Origin of the sequence: Methylobacterium nodulans ORS 2060 (assembly GCF_000022085.1) — a bacterium.
In the GTDB taxonomy this organism is placed as follows: domain Bacteria; phylum Pseudomonadota; class Alphaproteobacteria; order Rhizobiales; family Beijerinckiaceae; genus Methylobacterium; species Methylobacterium nodulans.
Map to the genome: position 1 here is coordinate 1 of NC_011894.1, position 12,346 is coordinate 12,346.

General features: G+C 70.8%; 8 protein-coding genes. 7 read left to right on the top strand and 1 reads right to left on the bottom strand.

Annotation, left to right across the window (positions count from 1 at the left end; all coding sequences use genetic code 11):
* The 3 genes from dnaA (at position 1) to recF (ending at position 4,049) form a co-directional block, all read left to right on the top strand.
* Entirely contained in the window at positions 1–1,500 is a 1,500-nt protein-coding gene (dnaA, locus tag MNOD_RS00005; protein WP_012634292.1) for a chromosomal replication initiator protein DnaA, read from the top strand.
* Positions 1,501–1,662: 162 nt separating this feature from the next.
* The gene (gene dnaN / locus MNOD_RS00010) at positions 1,663–2,784 is read left to right on the top strand and encodes a DNA polymerase III subunit beta (RefSeq protein WP_012634293.1); all 1,122 of its coding nucleotides are present in this window, start codon (positions 1,663–1,665) and stop codon (positions 2,782–2,784) included.
* A 116-nt stretch (positions 2,785–2,900) separates the two neighbouring features.
* Positions 2,901–4,049, top strand: coding sequence for a DNA replication/repair protein RecF (gene recF, locus MNOD_RS00015; protein ID WP_012634294.1), 1,149 nt, complete (start codon positions 2,901–2,903; stop codon positions 4,047–4,049).
* 296 nt (positions 4,050–4,345) lie between these two features.
* Here the strand turns inward: recF and MNOD_RS00020 are convergent, their stop codons facing one another.
* Positions 4,346–4,678, bottom strand: a complete 333-nt coding sequence (locus MNOD_RS00020; RefSeq protein WP_244424631.1) for a hypothetical protein — start codon at positions 4,676–4,678, stop codon at positions 4,346–4,348.
* 29 nt (positions 4,679–4,707) lie between these two features.
* Between MNOD_RS00020 and recQ the strand changes: the two genes are divergently transcribed.
* From recQ to purL, 4 genes are all read left to right on the top strand, one after another.
* Complete coding sequence (gene recQ, locus MNOD_RS00025; RefSeq protein WP_012634295.1) at positions 4,708–6,558, top strand: DNA helicase RecQ; 1,851 nt, start codon at positions 4,708–4,710, stop codon at positions 6,556–6,558.
* 211 nt (positions 6,559–6,769) lie between these two features.
* The gene (locus MNOD_RS00030) at positions 6,770–8,899 is read left to right on the top strand and encodes a TonB-dependent siderophore receptor (RefSeq protein WP_012634296.1); all 2,130 of its coding nucleotides are present in this window, start codon (positions 6,770–6,772) and stop codon (positions 8,897–8,899) included.
* 1 nt (position 8,900) lies between these two features.
* Positions 8,901–10,046: a PepSY-associated TM helix domain-containing protein gene (locus MNOD_RS00035; RefSeq protein ID WP_012634297.1), complete on the top strand. Its 1,146-nt coding sequence runs from the start codon at positions 8,901–8,903 to the stop codon at positions 10,044–10,046.
* 81 nt (positions 10,047–10,127) lie between these two features.
* Positions 10,128–12,341 carry a phosphoribosylformylglycinamidine synthase subunit PurL gene (gene purL / locus MNOD_RS00040; protein WP_012634298.1) on the top strand — a complete coding sequence of 738 codons (2,214 nt, stop codon included), beginning with the start codon at positions 10,128–10,130 and terminating at the stop codon, positions 12,339–12,341.
* Positions 12,342–12,346 lie beyond the last annotated feature (5 nt).

Here is a 12,346-nt window from a genome sequence, read left to right on the forward strand (position 1 = left end):
ATGCGTGTGGATGGCAGCTTGGCGGAAGGGTTCGATCCGGGCGGCGGCGGCAGTAGCGGCAGCGGCGGTGGCGGCGACGTCGCGGCCGCGTGGCAGCGGGTGAAGCGGCGCCTGCGGGCCGAGCTCGGCGAGGACGTGTTCGCGAGCTGGTTCGCGCGGCTCGAACTGCAGGAGGTCTCCGGGGGGACCGCCCGTCTCACCGTGCCGACCCGTTTCCTCAAGAGCTGGATCGAGTCCCACTACCTCGACCGGGTGCTCGCCACCTTCCGCAGCGAGGCCGACGGCGTCGAGGGGATCGAGGTCGGCGTGCGCGGGCCGATGGCGCCCGCCCGCGCGGCTCCGGTCGGCATGGCGCCCGCCGCTCCGAAGGCGGCCACGCCCGTGCGGCTGGCCGCCTCCGCCCCGGCCGCCGCCGAGACGGCGGAGGCGGACCGGGCCGGCCGCTCCGAGGCCGCCGATCTCAGCGGCGCACCCCTGGATCCGCGCCTCACCTTCCAGAGCTTCGTGGTCGGCCGCTCGAACGCGCTCGCGCATGCGGCGGCCGAGCGGGTCGCGGCCCATGACGGCGGCGGGCCGGTCTACAACCCGCTCTACTTCCATGCGGGGGTGGGTCTGGGGAAGACGCATCTCCTGCACGCGATCGGGCATGCGGCCAAGGAGGTTGGGCGGCGGGTGATCTACCTCACGGCCGACCGCTTCATGTACGGCTTCGTCAACGCCCTGAAGACGCAGAACGCGCTTGCCTTCAAGGAGCGTCTGCGCGCCATCGACGTGCTGATCCTCGACGACGTTCAGTTCATCCAGGGCCGCTCGATCCAGGCCGAGTTCGGCCATACGCTGAACGCCCTGATCGATGCCGGCCGGCAGGTCGTCGCCGCCGCCGACCGGCCGCCGACCGAGCTGGAGAGCCTCGACGAGCGCGTGCGCTCGCGCCTTGCGGGCGGCCTCGTGGTCGAGATCGGCACCCTCGACGAGGCCCTGCGCGCCACCATCCTGCAGTCGCGCCTGGAGGCGGTGCGCGCCACGCACCCGGCCTTCGAGGTCAGCCCTGCCGTCGCCGAATACGTCGCCAAGGCGATCACGGCGAATGGCCGCGACCTCGAAGGGGCGGTGAACCGCCTCCTCGCCCACGCGACCCTGACGGGCGCCCCCGTGACCCTCGAGACCGCCGAGACGGCGATCCGCGACCTCGTGAAGAACCGCGAGCCCAAGCGGGTCAAGATCGAGGACATCCAGAAGCTGGTGGCGAGCCGCTACAACGTCTCGCGCTCCGACATTCTCTCGGAGCGGCGCACCGCCGCCGTGGTGAAGCCGCGCCAGATCGCCATGTATCTCTCGAAGGTGCTGACGCTGCGCTCGCTGCCGGAGATCGGCCGCCGCTTCGGCGGGCGCGACCACACCACGGTGCTGCATGCGGTGCGCAAGATCGAGAAGGCGATCGGCGAGGATTCCGCCCTCTGCGACGAGGTCGAGCTCCTCAAGCGCATGCTCCAGGACTGATCCGCCCCGGTTCCACCCGTGGGCGCGCGCCCCACGGGCGCGCGCCGGGTCCCGACTTGCCTTCGGGGTCCGGCTTCGCCAAAGTTTCGTCCCCGTGCGGGCACGGGAAGCGATGTGGTGCCGGCCTTCCGGCCGGAATGTTTGAGACGGCGGACCACCCCCATGAGAGTCACAGTCGAGCGCGCGGCCCTCCTTCGGTCGCTCGGCCACGTGCACCGCGTCGTGGAGCGGCGCAACACGATCCCGATCCTGTCGAACGTGCTGCTGCGCTCGAGCGCCGACGGCCTGCAGCTCAAGGCGACCGACCTCGACATCGAGGTGACCGAGACCATCCCGGCCGACGTGGCCGACGGGGGCGCCACCACGGTCCCGGCCCATGTCATCTACGACATCGTCCGCAAGCTGCCGGAGGGCGCGCAGGTCTCCCTGGAGACGACCGGTGATACCGGCCAGATGCTGATCCGCTCCGGCCGCTCGCGCTTCACGCTCGGCGCCCTGCCGGAGACCGATTTCCCGGACCTCGCCGCGGGCGAGCTGCCCCATCGCTTCCAGCTCCAGGCCGCGGAGCTGAAAAAGCTCATCGACAAGACCCAGTTCGCGATCTCCACGGAGGAGACGCGCTACTACCTCAACGGCATCTTCTTTCACACGATCGAGGCGGAGGGCGGCGTGAAGCTGCGCGCGGTCGCCACCGACGGGCACCGCCTCGCCCGCGTCGAGATGCCGGCGCCCGAGGGCAGCCACGGCATGCCGGGCATCATCGTGCCGCGCAAGGCCGTGGCCGAGATCCAGAAGCTCGTGGAGGATGGCGGCGACAGCGTCGGCGTCGAGATCTCCTCCGCCAAGGTGCGCTTCACGTTCTCGACCGGCGTCATGCTGATCTCGAAGCTCATCGACGGCACCTTCCCGGACTACCAGCGCGTCATCCCGACCGGGAACGACAAGCTCCTGACCGTGGAGCGCGACCAGTTCGCCAAGGCGGTCGACCGCGTCTCGACCATCTCCTCCGAGCGGGGCCGGGCCGTGAAGCTTGCGGTGGCCGGCGGACGCCTCTCGCTCTCGGTGAACAACCCGGATTCCGGCAGCGCCACCGAGGAGCTCGATGCCGATTACGAGGCGGCGCCCCTCGATATCGGTTTCAACGCCCGCTATCTCCTCGACATCACCGCGCAGCTCGACGGGGACACCGCCCTGTTCAAGCTCGCCGATCCGGGCTCGCCGACCCTGATCCAGGACAAGGACGGAGCCCCCGCGCTCTACGTCCTGATGCCGATGCGGGTGTGAGGGCGTAGCCCTTTGTGAGCGTCCTCACTGACGACGTGGCGATTGATCGCGTCGTTCATGGGGCGCGGGATCTTGCAACGCTCCTCGACGACCCTTGATTGGGTGGCTCAACGCCCATGGCCGCCCCCGACCCCTTTCGCGTCACGCGCCTCATCGCCCGGGATTTCCGCAATCACGCGAGCCTCGATCTCGGCGTGAGCCGGCCCTTCGTCGCCCTGGTGGGCGAGAACGGCGCCGGCAAGACCAACATCCTTGAAGCGCTCTCGCTGTTCGCGCCCGGACGCGGCCTGCGCCGGGCGGACTTCGCCGCCATGGCCCGCGAGGGCGGGCCGGGGGGCTTCGCGGTCTCGCTGAACCTTGCCGGGCCGCATGGCGAGCACCGGGTCGGCACCGCCTGGGAGCCGCCGCAGACCCGCGAGGAGCGCGCAGGCCGGCTCTGCCGCATCGATGGGGCGAGCGCGCCCTCCCCCACGGCCTTCGCCGAGCATCTGCGGGTGGTCTGGCTCACGCCGGACCTCGATGCGCTGTTCCGTGGCCCGGCAGGGGAGCGGCGCCGCTTCCTCGACCGGCTGGTCCTCGCGGTCGATGCCGGCCACGGCGCCCGGGTGAGCGCGCTCGAACGGGCGCTGCGCTCCCGCAACCGCCTCCTGGAGGAGCGGCCCGACGACACTCCCTGGCTCGACGCGGTGGAGCGCGAGGTGGCGGAACTCGCCATCGCGGTGGCGCTCGCCCGCCGCGAGACGGTGGAACGCCTCGACCGCCTCATCCTCGCCAGCCGGGACGAGGCCTCGCCCTTCCCCTGGGCGGGGGTGCGGCTCGAAGGCGAGATCGACGACCTCGTGGCGGTCTGGCCGGCGGTCGATGCGGAGGACCGCTTCCGCGCGATGCTGCGCCAGAACCGTTTTCGCGATCGCGCCGCCGGCCGCACCCTCGCCGGCCCGCAAGCCTCCGACCTGCTCGTGCGCCACGGCCCCAAGGATGTGCCGGCCGGCACCGCCTCCACCGGCGAGCAGAAGGCGCTGCTGATCGGCCTCGTGCTCGCCCATGCGCGGCTTGTCGCCGGCATGAGTGGCCTGCCGCCCCTCGTCCTCCTCGACGAGGTCGCGGCCCATCTCGACCCGCGCCGCCGCGCCGGCCTGTTCGATGCGCTCGAAGCCCTGCCCGGACAGGTCTGGATGACGGGGGCGGATCCGGCCCTCTTCGCCGAACTCGGCAACCGCGGCGACCTGATCGCGGTCGCGGATGGCCACCTCGCTCCCGGCTGACCGGCGTCAGGTGAGGCTGGAGGCGATGTCGGTGTGATGCGGCTTCCGGTTGATCTGTTCGGAGACAAGAGGGCGCGGGAACCGCGGGATCCCCTCTCCCGTGCGGGAGAGGGGTATGGGGATCGAAGATCCCACGCGAGGGTCCCGGACCGTTCCGCAATGATTCTGAAGCCGTGGTGCTGGCAGCGGGCCGGTTCAGGCTTCTTGCTGAACCACCTGGGCCCTCACGCGCGATCTTCGATCGCCTGCCCCTCTCCCGCACGGGAGAGGGGTTCCCCGCGCGGACTCAATGAACATCAGGGCTCACCGCTCAGATGGTCGAAGAAGGCGTTGTCGGCCTTGAGGCCCGTTTCTGGAGCGGCTGCCAAGGCGTCCTGGATCGGCTTGATGCGTGCGCGGAACGCTAAAGAGCGACTGTTCGCGGCGTTGAATTTCATTCTCCAGCGCCATACGCACGGCTTTTCGTCTTGCTGACGCGCGCGACGGAAGCCAGCATCTCGGCGAGGCGATTCACCTCCTCGCTGCGGATGTTCAGAGGCATTGCGGACCTGCCGTGTAGACGGGCGAAAAGTAATGCCTGCCAAGCCGGTCGCAACGCGCGCCGGCACGTTCAACGCCGGGGCGTCCATGCCGCTCCGGCCACTGAAACAGGGATCCGATGACCTCACGCCTCGACGAGGCCCGCGCCGCGCTTCGCACCACCTTCGGCTATGAGGATTTCCGGCCCGGCCAGGCCGAGGTCATCGGCGCCGTGCTCGCCGGGCGCGACGTCCTCGCCGTGATGCCGACGGGCTCGGGCAAGTCGATGACCTATCAGCTCCCGGCCCTGGTCGAGCGCTCGCTCACCGTCGTGGTCTCGCCGCTGATCGCCCTGATGCACGACCAGGTGCAGCAGATGCAGGGGTTCGGCGTCGCCGCCGCGACCCTCAACTCCACGATCGACGAGGCCACGGCCAGGGCGGCCTGGCGCCAGATCCGGGCGGGCGACCTGCGCCTGCTCTTCGTCTCGCCCGAGCGCCTGCTGATGGAGGGGCTGATCGAGGCGCTCCAGAGCGCGGGCGTGCGGCGCCTCGCCGTCGACGAGGCGCATTGCGTCTCGCAATGGGGCCACGACTTCCGGCCCGAATACCGCGATCTCGCCCGGGCCCGCGAGGCGCTGGGCGGCGTCCAGACGGTGGCGCTCACGGCGACCGCCGACACCGCCACCCGGGCCGATATCAGCGAGCGGCTCTTCCCCGCCGGCCGCAAGCCCGAGGTCTTCGTCCATTCCTTCGACCGGCCGAACATCCGGCTGACCTTCGCGCCCAAGGAGCACCCGACGCGCCAGATCAGCCGCTTCCTGCGCCCGCGCCGGGCGGAGAGCGGCATCGTCTACTGCTCGTCGCGCAAGCGCACCGAGCAGCTCGCGCAGCTGCTGCAGGAGGAGGGCGTCAGGGCCCTGCCCTACCATGCGGGCCTCGACCAGGGCACCCGCATGCGCAACCAGGATGCCTTCCTGCAGGAAGACGGGATCGTCATGGTGGCGACCGTCGCCTTCGGAATGGGCATCAACAAGCCCGACGTGCGCTTCGTCTGCCACGCCGACATGCCCTCCAATGTCGAGGGCTATTACCAGGAGATCGGCCGCGCCGGGCGCGACGGGCTGCCGGCCGACACGCTGACCCTCTACGGCCTCGACGACATGGCGCTGCGCCGCCGGCAGATCGACGAGAAGGACATCCCGGACGAGCGCCGTCGGGTCGAGCGCCGCAAGCTCGAGGCGATGATCGCGCTCTGCGAGGGGGCGACCTGCCGCCGCCAGTCGCTGCTTGCCTATTTCGGCGAGGCGAGCGGCCCCTGCGGCCGCTGCGACCTCTGCCGGGGCGGCGTCTCCCTGGTCGACGGCACGGTTGCGGCCCAGAAGGTCCTGTCCGCGATCGTGCGCACCGGCCAGCGCTTCGGCGCGGCCTATATCTGCGACCTCGTCCATGGCAAGGAGACCGACCAGATCCGCCGCAACGGCCATACGCGGCTCAGGACCTTCGGCGTCGGGGCCGACAAGCCGGTGGCGGCATGGCGCTCCATTATGCGCCAGCTCTTCGCGGCGGGGGCGGTCGCCGAGAACCAGGACGGCTATGGCGGCCTCGCCATGACCGACAAGGGCGAGGCGATCCTGTTCGGCCGCGAGACGGTGCAACTGCGTCCCGATCCGGAGCCGCGCCCGCCCAAGGAGCGCCGCAGCCGCAGCGCCGCCGACCACGACGACACGCTCGGCCTGTCGCCGGACGACGAGGCGCTGTTCCAGCACCTGCGGGGCCTGCGCGCCACGCTCGCGCGTCAGGAGGGGGTTGCCGCCTACATGATCTTCCCGGACCGCACGCTCATCGAGATGGCCCGCGCCAAGCCCGTCGACCTCTGGGCCCTGCGCTCCGTGCACGGCGTCGGCGAGAGGAAGCGCGAGGCCTATGGCGAGGCCTTCGTCGGCACCATCGCGGATTTCCTCGCCGATGCGGCCAAGCGGGCCGGCTGACCGGCATCGGTCTGCCGGTCGGCTCCGCCGAGCAGCCGGCAGCGGGCGTCCCGGGCCGTGGCAAACTAGAACTATTTCAATTATAATCGTTTATTTTCAATGGCTTGCGGCGTTGACACCGTCCCGCTGGTTTGATTGACATCGCGCCGTTCTCATCCCGGACGAACGCATCTCGGCGTCACGGGAGCGCGGGGATCCGGAGTTTCGGGATATGGTGAAGGGTCGGGTGGCGCTGGTGGTCTGCGCGGCGCAGGCGGCGTGGATCGGCGGAGCCGTCGCGCAGGGCGCGAGCGATCCGGTCATCGCCCTCGACGAGATCTCCGTCGCGGGCTCCGCCCCGGAGGGCGCCGTGGTGGCGCGGGGCTACCAGCCGGTGCGCAGCAGCATCGTGAACGGCACCGAGACGCCGATCCTCAAGATCCCGCAGGCGGTCAGCGTCGTCACCGAGCAGGTGATCCGCGACCAGCAGGTCCGCACCCTCGACGAGGCGCTCTACAACGTCCCGGGCATCACCCAGGCCAACACGCTCGGCGGCACGCAGGATGCGGTGCTGCGCCGGGGCTTCGGCGACAACCGCGACGGCTCGATCCTGCGGGACGGGTTGCGCACCGCGCTGCCCCGCAGCTTCATGCCCACCACCGAGCGGGTGGAGGTGCTGAAAGGGCCAGCCTCGGCCCTCTACGGCATCCTCGACCCGGGCGGGCTCGTCAACATCGTCACCAAGAAGCCGCGCTTCGTGCCGGCCGGGACCGTCGAGGCCTTCGGCACCAGCTTCAATGGCGGCGGCGCCTCGCTCGACTTCACGGGGCCGATCGAGGGCACGGAACTCGCCTACCGGTTCGTGGCCGAGCACCGCAATGCCGAGTACTGGCGCAATTTCGGCACGCAGAACCAGCAGGTGCTCGCCCCCTCGCTCACCTGGCGGGGCGACACCGCCACGGTGCGGCTGTTCTATGAGTTCTCGCACTACCGCGCGCCGTTCGACCGCGGCACGATCTTCTATCCGGGCACCCACAGGGCGGTGCCGGTGCCGCGCGGCCGGCGCTTCGACGAGCGCTACAACATCACGGCCGGCGAGAGCCACGTGGCGGGGTTCGAGGTGAACCAGGACCTCGGCGAGACCTGGAAGCTCGACCTCAACTACGCCTACAGCCACAATTTCTACGAGGACAACCAGGCCCGGGTGACGGCCTTCAACGCGGCGACCGGGCGCGTGACCCGAAGGGCCGACGCCACCCAGGACTCGAATTTCGGGGTGCATGCCGCCCGCCTCGACCTGACGGGCCGCGTCGAGGATCCGCTCGGCTTCTCGCACGAGCTCCTGTTCGGCGCCTCCTACGATGCGAGCCGGGTGCTGCGCACCGATATGATCCGGGGCCCGACGAATGCCGGCTTCAGCATCTTCGCGCCCGTCTACGGCACCCTGCCGGCGAGCCGCGCGGTCTCGGCCGCCGACAGCGACCAGCTCGAGCGCATCGAGACCGCGGCCGTCTACGCGCAGGACACCGTGGCGGTGACCGAGCGGCTCAGCCTCGTCGGCGGCCTGCGCTACCAGGATTTCACCCAGCAGGCCGGCAAGGGCCGCCCCTTCAACCTCAACACCGACGTCTCGGGCGGGCGCGTGGTGCCGCGGGTCGGGGCCGTCTATCTCCTCAACCCCGAGACCTCCGTCTACGCCTCTTATAGCGAGACCTTCCGGCCGAATTCCTCGATCGCGAGCTATATCGGCGCTCTTCCCCCTGAGTCCGGCGAGGCGGTGGAGGTCGGCATCAAGGTCCAGACCGAGGGCATCACCGCTACGGCAGCCTTCTACGACATCGTCAAGAGCAATGTGCTCTACACCGAGACCGTCAACGGCATCAGCGTCAGCCGCACGGCCGGCCGGGTTGGCTCGCGCGGCTTCGAAGTGGACATCGCCGGCCAGATCGCGCCGGACTGGAGCGTGATCGCCACCTACGCCTATACGGACGCGGTGGTCCTCGCCGATCCGCTGCTCACCGGCAAGCGCCTCACCAACGTGGCGCCGCAGACCGCCTCCCTCTGGGTCACCCACGATTTCGGCATCGTCGGCGACGGGCGCCTGCGGGCGGGCGCGGGAGCGCGCTACGTCGGCTACCGGCCGGGCGACGCGGTGAACAGCTTCAAGCTGCCGGACTACGCGGTGGTGGACGCTTTCGTCGCCTACGACACCGTGGTCGCCGCCCTGCCGACGACGCTCCAGCTCAACATCCGCAACCTGCTCGACACGACCTACTACACGTCCTCGATCGGCACGAACAATCTCGGGGTGGAGGTCGGCGAGCCGTTCCAGGTCCTGGCCTCGGCGCGGGTGAGCTTCTGACATGGCCCGCCTGCATCCGCTCCTGTTCCAGATCCACTGGTTCCTCGGCCTCAGTGCCGGCCTCGTCCTGATGCTGTGCGGCGTCACCGGTGCGCTCCTGACCTTCGAGGACGAAATCGTCGAGGCGCTCAGCCCCGGCATCGTCACGGTGGCGCCGCGATCCGCCCCCCGACTCACGCCGGACGCGCTCCTCGCCCGGCTCCAGGCGGAGGCGCCGGGCCAGCGGGTCGCGCTGCTCACGCTCTCGGGCGAGCCGGAGCGGGCCGCCCGCATCCGCTTCGCGCCCGAGGGCGGGCGGGGACGCGGCGAGACGGTCTATGTCGATCCGTATGACGGCCGCATCCTCGGGCCGGGCCGGGGCGAGGCGGCCTTCGGCACCATCCTGCGCCTGCACCGCTGGCTCCTCATCCCCGGGGATGGCAACGGCTTCGGCCGCACCCTCACCGGCGCGAGCCTGCTGGCGCTGGTCTATCTCGCGCTCTCGGGGCTCTATCTGCGCTGGCCCAAGCGGGTCGGCGACTGGCGGGTCTGGCTGAGGCCGGCGCTGAGCCGCCGCGGCCGGCCCCTCTACTGGTCCCTCCACGCGGTCGTGGGGACCTGGGTGCTCGCGATCTACCTCGTCATCGCCCTCACCGGCCTGTGGTGGTCCTTCGGCTGGTATCGGGACGGCGCCGCCCTGCTCCTCACCGGGCGTCTGCCGCGCGGCGAGGCCGCGGAGGCCCGCCGGGACGGCCCCGGCTCCGGCGGCTCCCTCGACCGGGCCTTCGCGGCCTTCGAGACCGCCACGGATGGGCGCTATGCGGTCGCGACCCTGGCGCCGCCGCGCGGCCCCGAGCCGATCCGCATCCGCTCCGTGGCCCCGGACGCCCCCCACCGCCAGGCCCGCGACGAGTGGCGCATCCGGCCGGACGGCACCGTCGTGTCGAGCGATCTCTACGCCGCCCGACCGCTCGGGGAGAAGCTCGCCGGCAGCATGCTGGCGCTGCACGAGGGGCGCTTCTTCGGCTGGCCCGGCACGCTCCTGTTCTTCCTGGCCGCGCTGGCGATGCCGCTCTTCGGGGTCACGGGCCTGCTCCTCTATCTCGGGCGGCGCCGGAGCCGGCGCCGGGCCGCCGCAAGGGCGGAGCCGGTGCCGCAGCGGGGATAGGATCGCACCGGCGAGTTGCCATCCGGTCCCGCGAGGCATTAAGCGCATCGCGAGGCCGCAGGACGCCGGAGAGGGTGCCGCATGATCCGCAACGACATCGCCATCACGCCCGAACTGGTGCGCCAGCACGGCCTCACCGAGGAGGAATACGCCCGCTTCAAGGGACTGATCGGGCGGGAGCCGACCATCACGGAGCTCGGCATCGTCTCGGCGATGTGGAACGAGCACTGCTCCTACAAGTCCTCGCGCATCCACCTGCGGACGCTGCCGACCAGCGCGCCCTGGGTGATCCAGGGCCCGGGCGAGAATGCGGGCGTCATCGACATCGGCGACGGCCTCGCCTGCGTGTTCAAGATGGAGAGCCACAACCACCCGAGCTTCATCGAGCCCTACCAGGGCGCGGCGACGGGGGTGGGCGGCATCCTGCGCGACGTGTTCACCATGGGCGCGCGGCCGATCGCGGCGCTGAACGCGCTCCGCTTCGGCTCCCCCGACCATCCCCGCACCCGCCACCTCGTGGCGGGCGTCGTCGCGGGCATCGGCGGCTACGGCAATTCCTTCGGCGTGCCGACCGTCGGCGGCTCGGTCGGCTTCCACCGGCGCTACGACGGCAACATCCTGGTCAACGCCATGGCGGTCGGGCTCGCGCGGGCCGATGCGATCTTCTATGCGGCGGCGACCGGCGTCGGGAACCCGATCGTCTATCTGGGCTCCAAAACCGGGCGCGACGGCATCCACGGCGCCACCATGGCCTCGGCCGCCTTCGACGAATCCTCCGAGGAGAAGCGCCCGACCGTGCAGGTGGGCGATCCCTTCGCGGAAAAACTCCTCCTCGAAGCCTGCCTGGAGCTGATGGCCTCGGGCGCCGTCATCGCGATCCAGGACATGGGCGCGGCGGGCCTCACCTGCTCGGCAGTGGAGATGGGCGCCAAGGGCAATCTCGGGGTGGAGCTGAACCTCGACGCGGTCCCGACCCGCGAGCCCGGCATGACCGCCTACGAGATGATGCTCTCCGAGAGCCAGGAGCGCATGCTCATGGTGCTCAAGCCGGGCATGGAGGAGCAGGCGAAGGCCATCTTCGTGAAGTGGGGCCTCGATTTCGCGATCATCGGCCACACCACCGACACGCTGCGCTTCGTCATCAAGCATGGCGGCGAGACCGTCGCGGACCTGCCCATCAAGGAACTCGGCGACGAGGCCCCGGTCTACGACCGGCCGCACCGCTCGAACCTGTACCACCCGGTGCTCGGGCCTGAGGAGGTGCCGGCGCCGGTGACGAACGTGGACGCGCTGCGCAGGCTCGTCGGCTCGCCCGACCTCGCCTCGAAGCGCTGGGTCTGGGAGCAGTACGACCACTTCATCCTCGGCAACACCGTGCAGAAGCCCGGGGGCGACGCCGCCGTGGTGCGGGTCGAGGACGGGCCGAAGGGGCTTGCGCTCACCACCGACGTGACCCCCCGCTACTGCGAGGCCGATCCGGTCGAGGGCGGCCGGCAGGCCGTGGCAGAGGCCTACCGCAACATCAGCGCGGTCGGCGGCCGGCCGCTCGCCGTGACCGACAACCTCAACTTCGGCAACCCGGAGAGGCCGGAGGTGATGGGTCAGTTCGTCGGCTGCATCCACGGCATCGGTGAGGCCTGCCGCGCCCTCGACTTCCCGGTCGTCTCGGGCAACGTCTCCCTCTACAACGAGACCAACGGCGTCGGCATCCTGCCGACCCCGACCATCGGCGGCGTCGGCGTCGTCGACGACGTGAGGAAGACCGCCACCATCGCGTTCAAGCGCGAGGGCGACGCGCTGGTGCTGATCGGCCGCACCGAGGGCTGGCTCGGCCAGTCCCTCTACCTCGCCGAGATCTGCGGCCGCGAGGAGGGCGCCCCGCCCCCGGTCGATCTCGCAGCCGAGCGCCGCAACGGCGAGTTCGTGCGCGGGCTCATCGCCTCGGGTCTCGTCGACACGGTGCATGACCTCTCGGATGGCGGCCTCGCCGTGGCGCTCGCCGAGATGGCGATGGCCGGCGGCATCGGCGCCGCCCTGCCCGAGTGCCCCCTGCCGGTCCCCTGCCACGCCTACCTGTTCGGCGAGGACCAGGGCCGCTATCTCCTTGCGGTCGATCCCGAGACCCTTCCCGACCTCCTCTACAGCGCCTCCGCGCAGGGCATCGACGCGGCGGTGATCGGCGTCACGGGGGCGGATTCGTTGACCCTGCCGGGCGACGAGACCATATCGGTGGAGGAGCTGCGCGGCGTCCACGAGGCGTGGCTGCCGAACTATATGGCCGGCCCCGCCGCCTGAACCTT